We start from the raw sequence: 19,993 nt of genomic DNA, 5'->3' as shown, positions 1-19,993 counted from the left end.
TGAGGAGCAGCACATGACGTTCCGGGAGTCCGGAACGTCATGTGCTGCTCCTAGTTGGTGCTACTTCCCGAACGAGCGCAGCCGCAGGGAGTTTGCCACAACAAGCACGGAGCTCGCTGCCATTGCTGCGCCCGCGATCATCGGGTTCAGCAGTCCAAGAGCTGCCACCGGGATACCAATCGCGTTGTAGAAGAATGCCCAGAACAGATTGGTCTTGATAGTGGAGAGCGTCTTGCGGGAGAGCTCAATAGCCTGGACGAGTTGACCCAGATCGCTGCCCATCACCGTAAGGTCCGAGGCTTCGATCGCGACATCCGTACCCGATCCCATTGCAATGCCAAGATCGGACTGTGCCAACGCGGCGGCGTCATTCACGCCGTCGCCGGCCATGGCCACAGTTGCGCCGGTAGCCTGAAGCTTGCGCACTGCGTCGACTTTGCCTTCGGGCAAGACACCAGCGAACACGTTCTCAGGTGAAATCCCGACGGCGGCAGCTACTTGGGCGGCCACGGCAGCGTTATCACCCGTCAGCAGCATCGGACGGATACCCAGGTCCTTCAGCCGCTGGATCGCAGCAGCGGAGCCGGGCTTGATGGTATCGCTCAGGCTGACGATTCCCGCGGCTTGACCGTCCACAGCAACCCAAATTGCGGTTGCACCGCTGTTCTCCTGAGCTGCGAGTTCGTCCCGCTGGCTGGAATCGAGGGCAATGCCGTTCTTCTCAAGCCAGCCCGAGCGCCCAACGACAACAGTTTTTGCGGTGCCGTCCAACGCCACGGTTCCCCGGACTCCGCCGCCAGGAGCGGAACTGAAGCCACCCACGCCCGGAAAAGTACCGGCGTCGGGCGTTGCTTCCCTGGCCGCCGCTGCAATCGCATGGGCGATGGGGTGCTCCGATGCCGACTCAACCGCACCGGCAAGTGTCAGAACTGCGGCCGGTGAGTGGCCGTTGAGGGCGACCGTATGATCCACGGCCAGCTTTCCGCTGGTCACAGTGCCGGTCTTGTCCAACAGGATGGTGTCCACGTGGCGGGTGTCCTCGAGCACCTGCGGGCCCTTGATAAGGATGCCCAACTGGGCGCCACGGCCCGTTCCGGTCAGCAGGCCAACAGGAGTTGCGAGGCCCAAAGCGCAAGGGCAAGCGATCACGAGGACAGCAACCGCAGCCGTAAACGCCGCGTTGAGGTCGCCGGAGAAGAACAGCCACAACAGGAACGTCACCAGCGCAAGCACCAGCACAATCGGCACGAACACCGCGCTGATCCTGTCCGCCAGACGTGCGATCGGCGCTTTTCCGGTCTGCGCCTGGCTGACCAAACGGCCCATCTGCGCGAGGGTGGTGTCGGACCCAACCCGTGTAGCCCGTACCAACAGGCGGCCAGAGGTGTTGATGGTGGCACCTGTCACCTGACTGTCCGGACCGACTTCGACCGGAACAGATTCGCCGGTAACGAGAGAGGCGTCGACGGCGGACGCGCCGTCAATGACCACACCATCCGTCGCGATCTTCTCACCAGGGCGGACCACAATAACGTCATCTACCAGGAGTTCTTCTGCAGGTATTTTCTGCTCCCGGCCGTCCACCAAAATCGTGGCATCCTTGGCGCCCAGATTCAGCAGGGCTTTCAAAGCGTCGCCGGCCTTTGCTTTCGCATTTGCTTCCAAGTACCGGCCCAAAAGCAGGAAGGTGGTGACAACAGCGGCGACCTCGAAATACAGCCCACCACCGGACATGCTTTCCATACCGGGGTGCTCAGTCATCCGGGGATCCGCGAACAACTGCCACGCGGAGTAGAGGTAGGCCGCGATCACCCCGATGGAAACGAGCGTGTCCATGGTGGATGCGAAATGCCGGGCGTTGATAGCGGCGGCCCTATGGAACGGCCACGCAGCCCAGCTGACCACCGGCAGCGCCAGGGCACCCACAATCCAGCCCCAATTTGTGAACTGCAGGGCAGGCACCATCGAGATTGCGAAGACGGGCACGGTCAGTATGGCTGCCGTGATCAGGCGTGGGCGGAGTGTTGACGCGGCCGGGCCGTGCGACATGTGGTTTGCGTGCTCGGCGTGGTCGGCGGGTGCGGAACCGCCGGCGCCGTGCTCTGCATGCTCGCTCGTTCCTCGCTTAGACGCATGCTGCCGCACGCCTCCGGCGGTTCCGCCGTGGGCGTGGCCGCTTCCGCCGGGCACAAGCAATGTTGGCTCATCCGGCGCAATCGCGCCGTGATGGGTGGACGTATTTTGGTGGCCCTCGTGGGCCGAGTGGTCATTCGTGACCTCGGTGGCGGTGTGTGGGTGGGGGGCTGGGGGTTGGCGGACTTTGGCTTTGTAGCCTGTGGCGTTGACGGTATCGACGATTTGCTGGTCCGTTACCGTGGCCGGCACCGTCACGTGGGCTGATTCCAAGGGGAGATTGACGCTGGCTTCAACGCCTTCAAGCTTGCCGAGCTTCCGCTCAACCCGATTGACGCACGAGGCGCAGGTCATGCCCTCTATGTCCAGTTCGATGACCCGGGTTTCGGGCTGATTGAAGGTCTCCTGGCTACTCAAGAGGACTCCTAGGCTTCGTTGGCTACCACCAAGTAGCCGGCTTCTGCAACGGCTTCGCCTATTTCTGACGGCGAGAGCTCGCTGGTGGATGTGATGGTTACGGTCGACAGGCCACCGGGGTTGAGGTCAACGGAGACCTCTTCCACGCTGTTAAGTGCTTCGAGTTCCTCGCTCACGCTTGAAACACAGTGGCCGCAGGTCATGCCGGAAACGTTGACGTTTGTCTGGATGGTCTGGCTCATGATGCGCTCCTTTGTAGTGAGTTGAATGGTGTGGTCTGTGGTGGCGGAGTTACCGCAGCAGGCGCCCGATGGCATCGGTTGCCTCCTTCACTTTGGCGTCGATCTGCTCGGCGCGGGCTTCTGGATTTGGCTCGGAGGCGGCGCCAACCACACAGTGGCCGATGTGCTCCTCGACGAGTCCAAGGCTGACGGCGTGCAGCGCCTTGGTGGCAGCAGCTACCTGCGTGAGGATGTCGATGCAGTACTTGTCCTCTTCCACCATGCGCGCGATGCCGCGGACCTGCCCCTCAATGCGTTTCAGGCGGCGTAGGTATGCATCCTTGTTGCTGGTGTAACCGTGCGGTGCGGCGTGCTCCAGATCGACTTCGATGATCGGGAAGTCACCGCCCGGTTGACTAATACTCAGGTCTGCATTGCTCATGCTTCGAATGTATACCCCTTGGGGGTATCAAATCAAGTACCCCCTGGGGGTATCTTCTCGTTGGAGAGTCTTCGGCGGACAGGATGAGCGCTTGCCGCCGAATGCCTGCCAGGTCGTCCTCATTCAACTCCAGAGGGGAATCACTGAGGTCGAGTCCCCGGCCACGAATCTCCGCCAGGACTGCCGGGCTATGAGCCCGCCGGTGCTGCGGCCGATGACCACGGCGGGTCCTGCGTGAAGGGCGGCAAGGAGGGCCGCGGCGTCGTCGACGTGCTGGATATGGTCCAAGGTGGCCGGAGGCGGGGCGAGCGCGCGTGACCACCGTGAAGAACGTCAGCTTGTTGCTCAGAAAATGGCGGTCATGCTGTTCCAGCCCTGCCCAATTCGTACAGTGGGAAGCCACGCCCCGCCGCTCGCACTGGGATACAGGAAGAGTGCGCCGCTGCTGTCGCGGGCCACAATGTCCGGACGGCCGTCGCCGCTGAAGTCTCCTGGGGCGACGATCGCGGTCATCGAGTTCCATCCCTGTCCTACCTGCTTGCGGCTCCCCAACCAGCCTCCGGTCCCATCGCCGCTATAGAGCCACAGGAGCCCGGAGCCGTCGCGGGCAAGGACATCGGGCGTACCGTTGCTATCGAAATCGCCAGGGCCAACGATTGCCGTCAGGGCGTTCCATCCCGCTCCCAGATTGGTTCGAGGAAGCCAATCCCCGCGGCCGTCACCCGGGTACAGCCAGAGGATTCCCGACGCGTCCCGCGCCAAAATGTCCGCTGTGCCGTCCCCGTTGAAGTCGCCGGGTGTCACGATGGCGGATATGGTGTTCCAGCCTGAGCCGACGTGTACACGGGGCAACCAGCCGCCCGACCCGTTTCCGGGATACATCCACAAATGGCCAGCGCCGTCGCGGGCCAGGACGTCCCGTTTCTTGTCGCCGCTGAAATCGCCCGGACTTACGACGGCGGTCATGGAGTTCCAAGCCGACCCCACCTGCGTGCGGGGTTGCCAACCAGCCGCGCCGTTTCCGGGGTAGAGCCACAGCAAACCTGAAGTGTCCCGGGCGAGGAGGTCCGTTTTCCGATCTCCACTAAAGTCATTCTTGAGCGGGGACGGAATGTTCCCGTCAATGACAGCCACGGTTCCGGACCATTTGGCGACGTAGATTCTGTTAGTGGTCTCGTTAACAGCAAGGGCGGTTCCGGACTTCATAAATAGCGTGGACAAGGCAAAAGTTGTGCCATCGACGACTGTGACGCCGAGGTAGCTCCCACCGAGGTATACCTTGTTGGTTTTGCCGTTGACCGCTATTTTCTCCGGCGTTTCCCCTGTCCTGATATCAATGGGACCGCCACCTTCACCGCCGAAAATGGACAGGACCCCAGTCCGTGATGACAGGGTGCCGTCCCCGAGCAATGTGCGCCCCAGGTAGATCCTGTTGTTCGTCTCATCGACAGTAAGTCCAGCCGGGCTTGAGTTCAGATCCGAGTAGACGCCTTGGACTTGGTTTGTGGCCCCGTCCAGGACTTCGAGCTCCGTGTAATTGCGAACATGCGAGGCAATGTAGACCTTGTTGGTGACCTGATTAACAGCCATGTTGGTCGCCCAAGCAATGCTGGAGCCCATATCGATTTGAGTCACGCTGTTTGTGGAACCATTGATAACTTTCACGCCACCGGCAAAGACATAAATGCGGTTCGTGGCCTGGTTGAGGGCCACCTGGGACACCCAGCCAGTGTTGATGGTGGTGCTGGCATTTGTGTTTCCATCGATTACAGAGAGGCCGGCCCGGGTACCGACGTAGATCTTGTTCGTGGTTTGGTTGACGGCGATGGCTTGGGGATCGGGACCAACGGAGACTTGGGTCGCGGTATGCGTACTTCCATCAATGACTGCAACTGTTCCGCTCGCTTCGCCGCCTTTGTTGCTCACGTAGATCTTGTTCGTGGCGATATTGACGGCAAGATCGGCCGGGACCCCACCCGTCTTCACCTTGGCAGTCGCAGTGGTTTGCGTGCTCCCATTGATGATGGTTAGTCCGTCGTTCGTCGTGACGTACACGGTGTTGGTGACAGGGTTGACGACAACGTCGCTGGCGCCCTCGCCAACGTTAATGTTGTTCACCACGACGTCGGCCCGCACCGGAGTGCCCGGCATCGCGCAAAGTAGCAGGGATAGCGAGGCGGCGGCCGAAAGCACAGCTGCCCATCGGCGTCGTGGTTTCTCCGAAATGCGATGAAAAGGCAGACCTGAATTACCGGCAACAGTTCCCACTGAAATCCCCCCAAAATGCCACAGGCTTCCCCGCGTCGTGGGCTGGAGTCTACCCCGGGGGCGGCGGGAAAGGGAGGCTCAGCGTACTGTTTGCACTGGCGGAACGAGAATCTCCGCTGAATCCGCTCTTGATAAAGGAGGACACGTGAAAACCTCACCTGCCACCATAAGACTCGATCCTGCCGCCTATTTTCGCGCCAAGTTGCAGTGTGAGATCGACGTCATGGAAGTGGCAGACTCGGAGCCGGGCTCCCTGGTTGTGGTGGACACACGCCGGCAGTCCTCATGGGATCACGGGCATATTCCCGGCGCGGTACATATTCCGACTGCGCAGATTCCGGCGTTGGCTGATGGTTTGATTCCGGCGGGCTCGAAAGTGGTGGTCTACTCCTGGGGTCCGGGCTGCAACGGCAGCACCTTCGCGGCGCTGGCATTCGCCGAGCTGGGATATTCCGTGAAGGAATTGATAGGCGGAATCGAGTACTGGATCCGGAACGGCCTCGCAGTTGAGACTGCTTCCGGCGTCAGTTCCCAGAGGCCCGATCCGCTGGTAACAGCTCACGCGTGATGTCCCTGGAAACTGGGTGAAATCGTGGCCGTTTTTGTACTGATTCATGGTGGCGGTTCCACGGCATGGGACTGGCATCTGGTCAGGCCCCTGCTTGAGGCCTCGGGGCACGGCGTCGTCGCGGTTGACTTGCCCATCGAGGACGCCGCTGCAGGGCTTGAGAATTACGTGCAGGCAGTGACAGCAGCGGTGGGCGATGCTCAGCACACCATCGTGGTTGGCCACTCGCTGGGGGGCTTTACGGCACCCTTGGTTTGCGACGCGCTCCACTCCGAAGGTCTTGTGTATTTGGCAGGAATGATCCCACTGCCGGGCGAGACGTTCGGCGACTGGTGGATCAACACGGGACACAACCGCGAGACCATAGACCCCGACCCCCAGGAAGCCTTCTTCAACGACGTCCCTGAAGATCTGGCGGATCAGGCCCGCGACAGGGACCGCCATCAGCAAGGCGCATGGATGGCCGGGCCTTGGCCTGGTCGGCATCCGGCGGTCCCCACCATCGCAATAGTGTGCCGTGAGGACCGGTTCTTTCCTGCTTCATTCATGAGACGCCAAGTACATCAGCGGCTTGGAATCGAACCGGTGGAAATCCCAGGTGGTCACTACGCAGCCTTGAGCCATCCAGAAGCTGTGGCTGCGGTATTGAAGGATTTTGCCCAAGAGATCGCCCGAACGTCGCGCCACTGATGTGACGATGCTCGGGCGTCAGGCCTTCTTCAGTTCCTCGGCGAGCATGACAAGAATTCCGCTGGGGCCGCGGAGGTATGTGAGTTTGTAGACGTCGCCATAGGTCGCCACGCCGCGAAGCGGATGGAATCCATGCTTCGCGGCTACCTCTAGGGCCTTATCAATGTCATCAACTGAAAAGGCCACGCGGTGCATGCCAATATCGTTGGGACGGGTGGGGTTCGACTCGATCGCTTCAGGGTGGATGTATTCGAAGAGTTCAAGGCGACCCTGACCATCCGGAGTTTGCAGCATGGCGATCTTGGCATGGTTTCCATCAAGTCCTACGGCAATGTCCGCCCACTCGCCGCTGATCGTGTCACGGCCGATGACCGTAAGACCAAGATCGGTGAAAAAGGCGATTGCTTCTTCGATGTCGCGAACAGCGATACCCACATTCTCAAATTTGATGGCCATGCGTTGAAAGCTACCAAGGCGCAGCGGTTAGCTCCAATCACTTTGAAAGGGTTGCGCTGTTCGCGGTGGCAGCAGTTGCTGGGAAGATCATTGATTTGTCGGGACTTTAAACACCGCGGATATAGTCGTGCACATGTTCAAACTTGTTGCACCGGATGCCTCCTATTACCAGTCGTTTGCAGAGTCGCACCGTGAGTGGGATGGAGTCCATCAGGACGGTGCGGGGTTGTTGGCGGACGATGACATCACCAGCCAGGAAGGCTTCGTGGCGTGGGTTCGGCGGCTGGCGGAGGCTGAACAAGCCGCTGAGAAGGTCGGCATTGTTCCCTGCACCTATCGCTGGATCACCGAGGGATCTCGGTATGTGGGGGCAATTGCGTTCCGCCACTACCTCACTCCTGCGCTCCTGCACTCGGGAGGCCATATCGGATATGGTGTTCGGCCGTCCGATCGCGGGCGCGGTGCGGCAGCCTGGGCTCTGCAGGAAGTTTGCGCCCATTTGGCTGCAGAGGGAGAACCTGATCGTGTTCTTTTGACCTGCGATGATGCGAATGCAGCGTCCGCCAAGACCATTGAGCGTTGTGGCGGCCAGCTCGAGGATCTGAGGCAGGCTGAGGACGGACGGTATTTTCGGCGCTACTGGATTGACGTTACGGCCCGGACACGGCTGATCAACCAGCCATAGACCCCGACGTCGGCACTCACCCCTTGGGTGCCGAGTGCCGACGTCGGGCCTTCTATTCGGTCTCCGTTTCCTTCAGAACCAGCGCGGTCCCCTGGAACGCCCGCAGTTCGAGGAAGAAGCTGCCAAGATCATCCACTTGCCCCACGTTTTCGCCGCTGAAGAGATCGTGGACGCTGGCGCCGGGGACAAGATGCGAGGATTGGATGCTGCCTGCGATGTCCTGGTCGGAGAAGTTCAGGACGGTGACCTCAAGCTCGCCGCTGCCGAGTTGATTGACCAGGACGAGCAGCCCGCGGTTGGAAACGTCAGGCACGTCCAGCAAAGTGCTCGTTGCGATCCCTGATTCTTCCCTTACTTTCAGGATCTGCTGGAGGCGCCGGGCGTAGGAGGCTGAATCCTTGAGCTGCTCAGGCAGCGGACCGTAAAGGCTGGTAGCCCGGGGCATCCCGGCCAACGACGTCTTTGCATCGGGGCTCGTCCCCATGAGGTCGTGCGCCCCGCGGTTGATCCAGCGGGTGTCGCCCTGCGACGTGAGCTCACGTACGGTGGCCCGGTCCAAGGCGGTGATGCCGGTAAGGTCCCAGCCGGAAAGGGCGAAGACCCCGGGCTGCAGCGCGTTGTACATGGAGAGGAGCACGTGGGCGTCCAGGACCTGGGACTCTTGTTCCTTGGTGATGGCAGCGGGATCCTTGACGCCCAACGCCGCCATGATGAAACTGACCGTGGTGCAGGCGATGCCGTTGGTTGTGAAGACCGCGTTGTAGGGGCCGTTCTCGCCCGTGAGGCGTTCCCGCAGGGTGTTCTGCACCTTCTCGGCAACCTCAGCGCCGGTCAGCTCTTCACCGGCAAGTTCAAAGACGTCGTCCCGGTGGCCGGCAGCAAAGTGGAGCAGCTCGTAGGTCAGTTCATCGTGGTTCTGCAGGGCGTGCACCAGGGATGCCTGGTCCACGCCAATCTCCATGGCAAGCCGGAGGGTCAGCCGCAGGAACTCGGTATCACCGGTGACCAGCGCGTAGTGGTAGGCCGGCCTGGTGATGAAGTCGTACGACAGATCCGGGCCAGACTCGGACTGCGCCTTGATGTCATCAATCGTGAGGTTGAGCTCCTGGAAGGAGAACCCGCCCACTTTGCGGATCATGGAGCCAATGAGCTGGTTCGCTGCCTCGGACAAGGGGTGGCCTTCTGACCAGCCCGGCTGCTCCTCCGCGCTCTTCTCCACGCCGAGGAATCCGTTGGCATCCAGCCGCAGGGCGCCGGTGCCCAGGTCCAGGAGGGAGTGCAGCGCATCGCCCACCACCAAGCGCATCCCGGCGAAGGTAGGGTCCAGCCAGTTAATGGATGGCTGCCCGGCCTTGAAGTAGTGGAGATACACCCAGCGGCGGGTTTTGCCGGTTGTATCCACGATCGGCCTGGTGGCGCTCCAGTTGGTCTCCTTGACCCCGGGTTCGTAGAAGATCACCCGTTGGAGCCTGCCGATGATGTACCCGGCTTTTTGCAGGGCTTGCTCGGCGTCGGGACTGATATTCACTGAATCTTCGCCCTCGGGAACATCGGGCAGCAGGTGCCAGTCTTCCTCGGGGATATCCACCATGTGATAGATGCCCGGGTAGTCCCGGAAGTTCATCTCGGCAAGACGGAAGTCCGCGCCCTTGCCCGTGTGCCCGGGCACGATGTCGTCGATGACCGTGCCGTCATGATCTGCGGCGACTTCGCACATCCGACGGAATTCCTCTTCGGTGCCGAATGCCGGATCGATTGCCATGCTGATGCGGTCAAAGTGACCATCTACGCTGGGCGTTTGGGACCAACCGCTGATGCCTCCGGCCAGCTTGACGGGGCCGGTGTGGAGTCCACGGATGCCGATCTCCCGGAACGCTTTCCAGAGCCCGGGATCTCCCAACGCGGACAGGAACGACTGGCCCTCGCGGGTGATGAAGGAGAGAGGATAGGCCGTGAACCACACGGGTGCGCGCTCCACCGCCGCCCTGGGGTTTGGCCGGGCGTAGGCGTTCTGCCACATACTCGCCTGGCCCGAGAGTTGCCGGGCCATGGTGTTGGCATCGCCGAGCATCGACTGGTTCCGAAGCCAGTCCACATACGTTGGGTTGCGCCCGTCGAATTCCAAGGAGGGGCGGGCTGCGAAGAATTGACGTCTGCGGGCTATTGGCCGCAGGGCTTTCGGGCGGGCGGGATAGAACTGTTCGTCAAAGGTAATTTCCGCCGGCTCAGATGCCGGAGTGTCCGCGGCCTCCGCACCGTCTGCAGGCTCTGCGCCATTCGCAGGCTCTGCACCGTTCACACCCTGTGCAGGCTTAGCGCCGTCTGCGGGTTTCACGCCGTTGGCCGACGTATCCTGCCCCCCGGAATCTCCTGCGAGGCTTCGGTTATCTGACAAGTTCTCGCTGGCTATGGGCTCCCGCACAGTTTTCTCCTTTACGCGGTCGCCGCTTTCGCGCCGACCTTCCGAGGGGTCGTTCAAGAGGTCGCGTACTCCGGCTTCCCGGAGTCTTCATGCTACGCACCGGAGTACACCATTTGTCGACCTATGACTGACCTGTGGGTTGCGGAACCACCCGAAAAGGCCCGACGACGGCCCTCATGTGAGAGCCGTCGTCGAGCCTTGGCGGTTGCTTTGGTCAGCCCTGGTGCAGTGCTTCCTGCCGGCGCTGCTCCAGCGCATTACGGACACGCTCCACGTCCCGCGGGTAGCAGAAGTAGAGGGCGGTGAGGACCGCTGCGTTGACCAGCATGAGGATCACCAGCGTCCAGAGGAACACGGCCTGGATTCCGAGGGTTGAGGCCAGGGCGCCCGCTCCGAGGGAGAAGACGGCCCAGCCGATGGTCTCGAAAACGGTCAGGAAGATAGCGAAGGCCTGGCCCCGAAGTTCCGGCAGGACGACGGCCGCGACGATCGGACGGTTGGCCGGCGGATTGGCTCCTTGGGCGAAGCCGATCAGTGCCCAGAACGCGCTGTAGATACCGATGTTGTCGTAGTCGAATTGGGTGGCGAAGAATGCGACGGCGGCGAAGAGGACCTGGGCGCCCTGCAGGTAGGCAACCCGGCCCCGGTCGGGAAGGATCCGGTCCAGGAGGGCGACGAGCCACCCGCCACCCGCGGTCCCGGCAAAGTAGCCGAGCCCAAAGGGCACCAGGACGATGGCCGCGACGGCGTTGGTGAAGCCTCGTTCCACCACGAGGAACTGGATACCGAAGATCGTGATGAGGAGGTGCCCGGAGAGCAGCCGCGAGAGCATCATGATGGAGAAGCTCGGAATCCGGAACAGAGAGACCACCGAGCGGACAGTGACTTTCGGGGCGAGGCGCTCGCGGCCGCTGAGGTCTGCGAGCTGCTTCTCAGAGGCGCCCACCCCGGGGTCCTTCAGGAGCAGTGCTACCAGCAGGCCGGCCAGGATGCAGATGCCACCGATGGTCCACATACCGAAGCGCCAGCCGTCGGTAATGCCCGTGAACAAGGCGATGAGCGGGGCAATGAAGGAGCTGATGAGGCTCATGAATCCGTAGAAGTAGCCCGCAGCCTTGCCGCGCTGGCTGTCATCGAAGGAGTCCGCGATGATGGCGTTGGCGATCGGGCTTCCACCGATGATCGACGCCGACATCAGCGTGTTGAGGATCAACAGTTGAACGAAGTCCTGGGAAAAACCTGCCGCTATGCCGAAGACACCACCTGCCAGGGTAGTGGCGATCAGCGCTTTCCGTCGGCCGATCTTCCCAGCAAGCCAGGCCCACGCCGGACCGGCAGGGACAGCAATGATTTTGCCGAGTGCGGCCAGCAGGCCAAGGTGGCTGCTCTGCAGTTTCAGGGCCGCCGCGATGGTCGGGAAGAGCGTGGCACTGAGGCCGGCTTCCGTATTGTCCACCACGGTAACGCCGGTGAGCACAGCGAGGTTTCGCCAGCGGTGGGGAACTTTGCTGGCTTGGGCTGCTCCTTCTGCTGGAGCTTCCGTGGCGAGGGCAGGGCTGGGTTGGGTGGTCATGGGCTGTAGGTCCTGTCTACATTGTCAGGCTGGGTTGGGGATGTGTCACTGGCTTGGAGTTACGCCGTGGGGACGGCCGCCAGTTCCTCGGCAATGGACCCGAGGGCGCTCGAGGGAACCGGGATGACGGCTGCGAGCTGGTAGAGGCTGAGCTGGGCGGGGATGTTAACCAGTTCAGTGCTGATGAGATCGGGGAGGTGCTTCTCCACGGCTTCGCGGCCGCGGACGTCCTGAAGCAGTTCCAGAAGGGGCAGTGCCAGGGTGGCTCCGCCGTCGGCGAAGGTGTCGATCGGAGGCAGGGGTTCCAAAGCGAGCCGCGCCCTGTCCGCTTGATGGGCGGCAAGCAGGTGCTGGGCTGTGGGTTCGGAATCGAAAGGAATTCCGAGCCGCTGGAATTGGCTTTCGGGTGCATCGTTGGCGTGCATGAGTTGGGCCAGTGTTTTCAGGAGGCGCAGTTCCAGCTCGTCGTCGATGATCGGGTTCGTTTGACGTGGGTCTTTTTCCAGGTCAAACAGGAGGGTTCCGTGGACCCACGAGTTCATCATGGAGGTGGTCTGGAGTTGCATTGTCCGGAGTCCCTTGGTGAAGCTGAACGCTTCCGCAGGTTCCCATTGCGCGAGTTCGGCTGTGGAGAACCGCGACCGCATGTGGGTGGGCATCAGCGTGTAGTCTTCCAGCGGAGCGTTGGAAGGATCGACGGCGGCGCGCATGTAAACGTAGCGGCCGTCAGTGACGTTGACGTGGCCACCATGAATACCGAACAGGGCGGCCTCACGGACTTCGCTGTCGTCCTGCAGCACGGCGGCAAGGTCCTGGCCCTGCATATCCTGCGTAGGTTCGACGCCGAAGAAGCGCAGCATGGTGGGTGCGATGTCGATGGTCTGGGCAAGAGCTCCACGCCGGGTGTCCTTGCCGCCGGTGCGCGGGTCCCACAGGAACATGGGCAGGTGCACGAGCTCGTTGAACCATGGCTGAACAGACTTGGCCCACCAGCCGTGCTCGCCCAGCAGGAAGCCGTGGTCCGTGTTCACCAGGAGGAGGGTGTCTTCCCACAGGTTGTACTGATCCATGGCATCCAGGACCCGTCCCAGCGACTTGTCGCACATCGAGACCAAAGCGGCATATTCGTAGCGGGCGTGCTCCACCTGATCCTGCGGCTCGGTGACCTTTTGATATCCCGGCCAATCAAATTCGGGGCCATCGTAGTCGTGCTCGTACAAAGCCTTGTATTTGCCGTGGGTGAAGAAGGGCTCATGCGGATCGAAAAGCTCGATCTGGAGCATCCACTTGTCTGCTTCATGGTTGGTATCTATGAAGTGCAGGCCAGCGTCCACGGTTTGGGTCTGGGAGTGGTCTGCCTCGGTGGACATGTAGCTGCGGTTGATGAGGTCCTGCCGCTTCATCCCGGCACGCCAGTCCTGGCTTCCGTCGGAAGGATGTACTACACCCTTCCACGGGTCGCCTTCCTGGCCCCGGAAGAACTCCCAGGTGGTGTACCGCGGATGGTATGTGGCGCCGCCGTCCTCCCAATAGTGCGGGTGGTCTGACACGAGATGCGTGTGAACCCCTGCTTTTCCCAGCATCTCCGGCATGGAATCGTCGAACGGTTCCAGCGGGCCCCAACTGCGGTGCAGGAAATTGTGCCGGCCCGTGTGCATTTCGCGGCGGGCTGGCATGCAGGGCATCGAACCGGCATAGAAATTGTCGAACGTGGCCGTCTTTGCTGCGAGGCGGGCAAAGTTCGGGGCATCCACGAACGTGTCCGCCGCGTAAGGGGAGAGCATGTGCCTGTTGAGGCTATCGAACATGAGAATGATGGCCCTCATGGTCGCAGCTCCGCCGGTACTGCGGTGAGGGAGCGGGACGACAGTTGTCCATCCAGAAGCTCCTTGCGCAGGCTGATCAGTCCAGCCACGTGGGCATCGATGGCGCTCGCGCCCATGACGTGCAGGCGCTCTCCCACAGATTCGGCCAGCTCGGTGTCAAAGGCGATCGTGGGAGCCCATTGTTCCCTGCGGTCGCGGTTGCGGTACCTGGCGATTTCGTCCTGGCGGGTCTGGATTTCGACGTCGAGAATCCGGAGGAGTTGCTCGGCGCTCATGAAGCCGGCAAAGGACAACCGTGCAGCGAGTTCGGGGTCCTGGAAACGGCTGGCCGGGTGGTACGGCCCGGTGAGCCAATCGAGGAACACGGTGGCTCCTTCATCAGTGACGCGGTAGGTCTTTGCGTCCTGTGCGCCGGGCCGGGGGTCCACGCTGTGGGTCACCCAACCTTGGCTCTCCATGCTCCCGAGCGAGCGGTAAACCTGGCTCATCTGCGTATTGGAACGCAGGAAGCGGCCATGGGTGTCCAAGTACTTCTTGATGTCGTAGCCCGTGCTCGGGTGCTCCAGCAGGACTCCAAGAAGGATGTGTTCGAGCTTCATTGTTCTCTCCATTGGCGGGTCATTGCGTGATGCGGGTCACGCTCTCTAAGAAAAGAATGACACAAGTGGAATGGTGCGTCAATAACACAAGTGGAATGCTTTTTGCGCGATAGGCGCCGAGGCAAGTTCCGGCGTCGAACCTTAACGCCCAAGCCTGTGTACACAAGGGGGGCGGGAGGCGAAGCTTAAGGGGCACGTGCACCCAGGGGGAGTTCCGAATGTACAAAGCGCCGAACAAAGGAGTCACGGACAGTCGACTCGACCACGCTTTCTTCGTCCTCGGTGGAGCCGCTGCGGTGTGGCTGGCATTCCTGTTGGTGGGGGAGAGCTTTCACCTGGGGTGGGGCCAGGTGTGGTTCTCCTTTGTGTTCTGGGCATTTTTGGCCTACCTGCTGCTGCCTCGCCTCCACCGCATCCTGACCACCATTTACGTTCCCGGCTACTTCATCGGCCGGGCCCGGACCAGCGACGGACTGCTCGGCGACCCGGTGAACGTGGCCCTTCTCGGCACCGAGCCGCAGATCCACGCGATCATGCGGGCCGCCGGGTGGACCATTGCCGACGACGTGACCTTCGCCAGCAGCCGGCGCATCGTGAGCTCGACACTTTTGAGGCAGAGCTACACGCAGGCGCCCGTCAGCCCCTTGTACCTCTTTGACCGTCAGCAGGACTTCGCCTACCAGCAGGAAGTGGACAGCAACCCCGGCAAACGCCACCACGTCCGCTTTTGGCGCTGCCCCGAAGGCTGGATGCTGCCCGGCGGGCACAAGGTGGACTGGCTCGCCGCCGGCACCTACGATCGCAGCGTTGGCTTCTCGCTGTTCACCCTGCAGATCACCCACAAGATCGAGCAGAACACCGACGTAGAGCGGGACCACATCGTGCGGACGGTGTCCGAGGCAGAGCCTGCCGTGACCGTCCGTGTCATCAAGGACTTTTCCACCGGATATCACTCACGCAATGGCGGCGGCGATTCTATCTCCACGGACGGCGATCTGCCCATCATCGATGCCCGCCGCGTGCCCGTCCCCGCCGACCAACCAGGCAGTCAGACGGACAGCCGCGACCGCCGTCCCGCACCCACTATGACGGGCGCATTGCTCGTGGTCATCCGGGCCTTGGCCGCGCTGGCTTTGGCCATCACTTTGCTGACCTCGGGCGGCAACATCACCATCGAGGACGCCAACCTTGACCCACAAACCACGACGGCGGCAATCGTGACCATAGCTGTGATCGTCCTGGTCTTCGGGCTCGGCGAGGTATTCCTTGCCTGGCGGATATTCCTGGGCAGCAACGGCGCCCGCGTGATTGCGATGGGACTCAGCTCCATCTCGATCGTGGTCCAGGCCATCGATGCCTCCACGGGGACCACCAATCTCACGCTTGAGGCAGGCCTGTCCGGCTTGGCGACGGACATCCTGGTGCTCCTGGCCCTGTCCAGCCAACGAGCCAGGATCTATGCCAAGCGCCAGCGGGTGCCGGCCGTCCCGCCGTCGGTGGTTCGCCGCGTGGCTTCCTGACCTTCTTTGACGCCGGGGGTCCCGCGGCGCGCCGGGGAATGCGGCGTGTCGGCGCGCTGTGAGAGCCAAAGTGGTCAGGAAGCCACGCGCCTCGTAGCAACGCTTGCGCCTCGTCCATCGGCCCACGTAGCCTCACGTAGATGAGCGACGGCACAAAGCCCACCCTGGACCGGAACACGCGAGCGGATAAGTATGGGAGTTCCGCATTGCTCCCAGTTGGAATCGTCTTCCTCATTGTCGCGGTGGCCATGGCGATCATAGTCAACCCTGCCTGGATCGCATTCCTGGGCATGGGCATCACTTTCCTCATCCTCGGGATCCAAAACCGCCGCAAGAACAAGAGCGAAACCCCGGCTCCCTAGCCCAAGAGAACGCCGACGCCGCGCAAATCACTGGGGTCACAGAAACGGGCTGACGACGCCTGGATACAGGTGTCGCCAGCCCGAAACTGTGGCGCAAACGAAAATGGGTGTCGCGGCCAGGGAGCCTAGGCAGTAACAGCCAGGGCGTCGATCTCCACCAGCATGACCTCGTGCGGGAGATCCACAAACACGGTGGTGCGGCTCGGCAGCAAACCGCTGGGCACGTTCTCGCGGATGAACTCGCCGTAAACCTCGTTCATCGCGGCAAAGTCATCGCGGGTGGTGAGGTAGACGCGGAACATGATGACGTCTTCAACGGAGGATCCGCCGGCTTCGAGGATGGCCTTCACGTTCTCCAGCGTGCGACGTGTCTGGACGCGGACGTCGCCCTCGCCAATGTACTGGTTGGTGGCGGGATCCATGGGGCCTTGGCCGGAGACCTGGAACATCCCGCCCTTTTTGATGCCCTGGGAGAATACGTGCGCCGGGGCGGGGGCGTTTTCGGTCAGTACTACGTTCTTTTCACTCATGATGAGTTCCTTTCGTGGCTGATCCAGCCGAGGTCATTCGAGATGGCCTCGGTGCTGGCTTTGAGATCGGGCAGCAGCTCCAGCAAGCCTTCATAGCTGAGCATCACTACCGGTACCGAACAAGAGGCTGCGGCAACAACGGCACCGCTGGCGTCGCGGATGGGGGCCGCGATGCAGTGCACGAATGCCTCGTGCTCAGCGTTGTCGTGGGCCCAGCCTTGGATCCTGACCTGCTCCAGTTCGGCCAGCAGGGCCTCGGGTGAGGTCAGGGTGTTCTCGGTAACTTTGATGTAGTCCAGCCCCGCCGCGATTTTTTCCTGCCGGCTGCGCGGCATGTCGGCGAGGAGGACTTTGGAGACAGCGGCCGAGTGCAGCGATGCAGTGAGGCCGATGCGCGAGTACATGCGGACGGGGTGGTGCGACTCGAACTTGTCGATGTACACCACTTCATTCCCTTCAAATGCCGCGAGGTGGACGGTGTGCCCGGTGCGACCGTTCAGCTCGGCGAGGTGCGGGTGCGCTACCTTGCGGATGTCCCGCTGCTCAAGAGCAAGCGATGACAGTTCGAACAGTTTGGAGCCCAGCATGAAGCGCTGCTCTTCGTCCCGGACCACAAACCGCTTCTCCTCCATGGCGTGCAGGAGCCGCATCACGGTGGTTTTGTGCACGGATGCTTTGGACGAGAGCTCGTCAAGGGTGGCGGGCTTCGCCGCGAGTTCGGCGAGCAGGTCGATGGCCCGCATGAGGCTCTGGCTCAAAATGTCACGCTCCGGTTCTGGTGTTGAAATGTCCCTCTTCAACATGGATAGCAGCCCAGTCCTCATCCGAAGAATCGAGGATGGCCGCGAGCTCCTCGGCTTCGGGTAGCGGTCCGCGGTCGCCGTGAACAGTCAAGGTACAGGCGGCCGCGACGTGCCCCCTGCGGAGGCTCGCCTTCTGACCGAGCCCAAACAGCATGCCGCTGAGGTAACCGGCGGCGAACGAGTCACCGGCGCCAACAGGCTCGACGACGGAGACGGACAGTGCGGGAACCTCTTCCCGGGTGCCACTCCGATCCAAAGAAATGGCGCTGATCGCCTCGTTCTTGATGACCAGCACCTGAGGGTCCGGCATCAAACGGCGGAGTTCGGCTTCATCGGTGGTGCCAAAGGCGTGCTCAGCTTCGTCCTTACCAACAAGCACGACGTCGGCCAGGTTCGCCAAGCGCTGCAGGACGGAACGGTCCTGGCCCGCCCACAGGGCTTCCCGCCAATTGACGTCGAAGCTGATGATGCGTCCGTTCCGAGGTTCGCCCAGCATGGCTTCCAAGAGAGACAGGCACTCCGGGGACAAGGCAGCAGTGATGCCGCTCAGGTGGATGAGCGCCGCCTTTTCCAGCAGTGACGAAACAGCGGGATTGGAAAGCAAGGGGCGTCCCATGGCAGACGCCGCAGAACCTTGCCGGTAGTACAAAACTGAACTGCCGCCGTCGGGGTCTGTTTCCTGGGCGGGGACCTTCACGTAGAGGCCGGTGGGCCGGGACTCGTCCACCTCGACGCCAGAGACGCCCACTCCGTGTGCCTGAAGCTCGTCAAGGATGCGCGTGCCGAAGCCATCGTGGCCCACGCGGCTAACCCAATGCGTGTCCAGGCCCATGGCCGCCAGTCCCATGGCGACATTGGACTCAGCGCCACCAATCCCGCAGTGGAGCTCGGTGGCGAGGTGAAGGGGAACGGCCTGGACAGGGGTAAGCATGGCCATCGTTTCGCCAACGCATACAGCTGAAAGCATCGTTCTCCCACTAGTTCGTGCGCTTCTCAGCGGCCTTGACTCTCGATCCGTCACCATGTTAGACATATCACCAGCAGGTTTGCAACCAGCGTTGCAAAATACGCAACGCAACTGAGAATCTCATACTGAACAGCCCCACACCGCAGCTTCAAAAACGCAGCCCCGCGAAGGGAATGAACCCGTGAACACCTCCGAAGCCATCTCGGCACACGCCGTGGCCGGCCTTGCAGACCGTCAGCTCGATTGGCGCCACAAGGCCATTCCAGCCACCGCCAACGGGAGCACGCACGCCGAATTCCTCGCGGCGAAGCACACCCTGGCCGATCTCCAGACGCCGCTGCTCACGCTTGATAGTGCCGCGCTGCAGGCCAACGCCGACCACCTGGCCGCTTGGTGCAAGGAACACGGCGTGCTGTTGGCGCCGCACGGCAAGACCACCATGTCCCCCCAGCTCTGGGCCGAGCAGCTCAAACGCGGAGCCTGGGGAATAACCTTGGCGAACTTCGCTCAACTTCGCGTAGCCCGGGAGTTCGGCGTCCGGAACCTGCAGCTTGCCAACAGCCTCACGGACCCGCATGCCATCGAATGGGTGGCCCGAACGTCCACTGCCGATGCGCCGATCCTGTCCTGGGTGGACTCGGTGGGAACAGTGGAGGTCATCAACCGCGTGCTCGCCGGGAGCGACGCCGTGCTGGATGTGCTCGTGGAGCTCGGCGCCCATGGAGGCCGGACCGGAGCCCGGGGCGTTGACGCTGCCATTGCGGTGGCCCGCGCGGTTGCTGCCTCACCGAATCTGCGGTTGGTAGGTGTCAGCGGCTATGAAGGCTCGCTCGCGCACACAGCCGACGACGCCGGACTGGGTGCCGTCCGCGGCTACCTCGCCCAGATGCGGCTCCTCCATGAGGAACTGCTCGCTGACGGCTTGTACGGTTCCAGCGAAGTGATCATCACGGCCGGGGGCAGCGCGTACTTCGACGACGTCGTGACCGTCCTTTCACCGACCATCAGCACGGGAGCGGAAACGGGTGGCCCCGCAGTGGACCTCATGATCCGTAGCGGCGCCTACATCATCCACGACGACGGCTTCTACCGCGGAATCTCGCCCTTCTCCCGCTCCGGGAACCAGCCGTTCCGTGCGGGAATGCACGGTTGGGCGCGGGTCGTCTCGCAAACGGAGCCGGGCCTGGCCATCCTCGACGCCGGCAAACGCGACCTCCCGTTCGATGAAGGACTGCCGGAACCGCAGCTCATCGGTCCTGTCCTCGGCGGAGAGATGGCGCCACTGCATGGAGCCCACATCACGTCGGTCAACGATCAGCACAGCTTCATGACATTCGACCCCGATACCACCAGCGTCCAACCCGGCGATGTGATCCGGCTGGGCCTGTCCCATCCCTGCACAGCCTTCGACAAGTGGACCGTCATCCCGGTGCTCACGGACAGCGCGTCCGCCGAAAGCACAGGCAACCAGACCGTCGTCGACCTCATCCACACCTTCTTCTAGGACCCCT

General features: G+C 62.2%; 19 protein-coding genes. 6 read left to right on the top strand and 13 right to left on the bottom strand.

Annotated elements, in window-relative coordinates:
• Positions 1 to 60 precede the first annotated feature (60 nt).
• The 5 genes from AC1DD7_RS05560 to AC1DD7_RS05540 all read right to left on the bottom strand — a co-directional run bounded on the left by AC1DD7_RS05560 (position 61) and on the right by AC1DD7_RS05540 (position 5,364).
• A complete protein-coding gene (locus AC1DD7_RS05560; RefSeq protein WP_477514155.1) occupies positions 61 to 2,550 on the bottom strand; it encodes a heavy metal translocating P-type ATPase in 2,490 nt (829 codons plus the stop codon).
• A gap of 8 nt (positions 2,551 to 2,558) precedes the next feature.
• Positions 2,559 to 2,792 (bottom strand): heavy-metal-associated domain-containing protein, encoded by a 234-nt coding sequence (locus AC1DD7_RS05555; RefSeq protein WP_477514154.1) that lies wholly within the window; start codon positions 2,790 to 2,792, stop codon positions 2,559 to 2,561.
• Positions 2,793 to 2,841: 49 nt separating this feature from the next.
• Positions 2,842 to 3,213, bottom strand: coding sequence for a metal-sensitive transcriptional regulator (locus AC1DD7_RS05550; protein ID WP_431117276.1), 372 nt, complete (start codon positions 3,211 to 3,213; stop codon positions 2,842 to 2,844).
• Between the two features lie 123 nt (positions 3,214 to 3,336).
• On the bottom strand, positions 3,337 to 3,501 hold the full coding sequence (locus tag AC1DD7_RS05545) for a hypothetical protein (RefSeq protein WP_477514153.1): 165 nt from the start codon (positions 3,499 to 3,501) through the stop codon (positions 3,337 to 3,339).
• 57 nt (positions 3,502 to 3,558) lie between these two features.
• Entirely contained in the window at positions 3,559 to 5,364 is a 1,806-nt protein-coding gene (locus tag AC1DD7_RS05540) for an FG-GAP-like repeat-containing protein (protein ID WP_477514152.1), read from the bottom strand.
• 340 nt (positions 5,365 to 5,704) lie between these two features.
• Here AC1DD7_RS05540 and AC1DD7_RS05535 point away from each other — a divergent pair, with 340 nt between their 5' ends.
• On the top strand, positions 5,705 to 6,049 hold the full coding sequence (locus AC1DD7_RS05535) for a rhodanese-like domain-containing protein (protein ID WP_477514313.1): 345 nt from the start codon (positions 5,705 to 5,707) through the stop codon (positions 6,047 to 6,049).
• A 24-nt stretch (positions 6,050 to 6,073) separates the two neighbouring features.
• The gene (locus AC1DD7_RS05530; RefSeq protein WP_477514151.1) at positions 6,074 to 6,739 is read left to right on the top strand and encodes an alpha/beta fold hydrolase; all 666 of its coding nucleotides are present in this window, start codon (positions 6,074 to 6,076) and stop codon (positions 6,737 to 6,739) included.
• An 18-nt stretch (positions 6,740 to 6,757) separates the two neighbouring features.
• Here AC1DD7_RS05530 and AC1DD7_RS05525 read toward each other — a convergent pair whose 3' ends face one another.
• Entirely contained in the window at positions 6,758 to 7,195 is a 438-nt protein-coding gene (locus AC1DD7_RS05525) for a VOC family protein (protein ID WP_477514150.1), read from the bottom strand.
• A 133-nt stretch (positions 7,196 to 7,328) separates the two neighbouring features.
• On the opposite strand from AC1DD7_RS05525, the gene AC1DD7_RS05520 reads away from it, so the two are divergent.
• A complete protein-coding gene (locus AC1DD7_RS05520) occupies positions 7,329 to 7,880 on the top strand; it encodes a GNAT family N-acetyltransferase (RefSeq protein ID WP_477514149.1) in 552 nt (183 codons plus the stop codon).
• Positions 7,881 to 7,932: 52 nt separating this feature from the next.
• On the opposite strand, the gene treS is transcribed toward AC1DD7_RS05520, so the two are convergent.
• From treS to AC1DD7_RS05500, 4 genes are all read right to left on the bottom strand, one after another.
• On the bottom strand, positions 7,933 to 10,095 hold the full coding sequence (gene treS, locus AC1DD7_RS05515; protein WP_477514312.1) for a maltose alpha-D-glucosyltransferase: 2,163 nt from the start codon (positions 10,093 to 10,095) through the stop codon (positions 7,933 to 7,935).
• Between the two features lie 421 nt (positions 10,096 to 10,516).
• Positions 10,517 to 11,875, bottom strand: a complete 1,359-nt coding sequence (locus AC1DD7_RS05510; RefSeq protein ID WP_477514148.1) for an MFS transporter — start codon at positions 11,873 to 11,875, stop codon at positions 10,517 to 10,519.
• A gap of 59 nt (positions 11,876 to 11,934) precedes the next feature.
• Complete coding sequence (locus AC1DD7_RS05505; protein WP_477514147.1) at positions 11,935 to 13,701, bottom strand: sulfatase; 1,767 nt, start codon at positions 13,699 to 13,701, stop codon at positions 11,935 to 11,937.
• Complete coding sequence (locus AC1DD7_RS05500; RefSeq protein WP_431117268.1) at positions 13,698 to 14,300, bottom strand: PadR family transcriptional regulator; 603 nt, start codon at positions 14,298 to 14,300, stop codon at positions 13,698 to 13,700. Before AC1DD7_RS05500 ends, AC1DD7_RS05505 begins: the two co-directional genes overlap by 4 nt.
• Before the next feature lie 218 nt (positions 14,301 to 14,518).
• Here AC1DD7_RS05500 and AC1DD7_RS05495 point away from each other — a divergent pair, with 218 nt between their 5' ends.
• Both AC1DD7_RS05495 and AC1DD7_RS05490 read left to right on the top strand, forming a co-directional pair.
• Positions 14,519 to 15,820, top strand: a complete 1,302-nt coding sequence (locus AC1DD7_RS05495) for an LssY C-terminal domain-containing protein (RefSeq protein ID WP_477514146.1) — start codon at positions 14,519 to 14,521, stop codon at positions 15,818 to 15,820.
• Between the two features lie 140 nt (positions 15,821 to 15,960).
• Positions 15,961 to 16,182 carry a hypothetical protein gene (locus AC1DD7_RS05490; protein WP_477514145.1) on the top strand — a complete coding sequence of 74 codons (222 nt, stop codon included), beginning with the start codon at positions 15,961 to 15,963 and terminating at the stop codon, positions 16,180 to 16,182.
• 125 nt (positions 16,183 to 16,307) lie between these two features.
• Here AC1DD7_RS05490 and AC1DD7_RS05485 read toward each other — a convergent pair whose 3' ends face one another.
• The 3 genes from AC1DD7_RS05485 to AC1DD7_RS05475 are packed head-to-tail and all read right to left on the bottom strand — an operon-like array spanning position 16,308 to position 18,482.
• Positions 16,308 to 16,712, bottom strand: coding sequence for a RidA family protein (locus tag AC1DD7_RS05485; RefSeq protein ID WP_216924578.1), 405 nt, complete (start codon positions 16,710 to 16,712; stop codon positions 16,308 to 16,310).
• Entirely contained in the window at positions 16,709 to 17,470 is a 762-nt protein-coding gene (locus AC1DD7_RS05480; RefSeq protein WP_477514144.1) for an IclR family transcriptional regulator, read from the bottom strand. The genes AC1DD7_RS05485 and AC1DD7_RS05480 overlap by 4 nt, the downstream gene beginning before the upstream one ends.
• 4 nt (positions 17,471 to 17,474) lie before the next feature.
• On the bottom strand, positions 17,475 to 18,482 hold the full coding sequence (locus AC1DD7_RS05475) for a sugar kinase (protein WP_442004878.1): 1,008 nt from the start codon (positions 18,480 to 18,482) through the stop codon (positions 17,475 to 17,477).
• 181 nt (positions 18,483 to 18,663) lie between these two features.
• Here AC1DD7_RS05475 and AC1DD7_RS05470 point away from each other — a divergent pair, with 181 nt between their 5' ends.
• Entirely contained in the window at positions 18,664 to 19,986 is a 1,323-nt protein-coding gene (locus AC1DD7_RS05470) for an alanine racemase (protein WP_477514143.1), read from the top strand.
• Positions 19,987 to 19,993: the final 7 nt, after the last annotated feature.

Source organism: Paenarthrobacter sp. 10L412 (assembly GCF_056395565.1).
The sequence above is the reverse complement of the archived record's forward strand: the minus strand, read 5'-3'. Positions and strand labels throughout refer to the sequence as shown.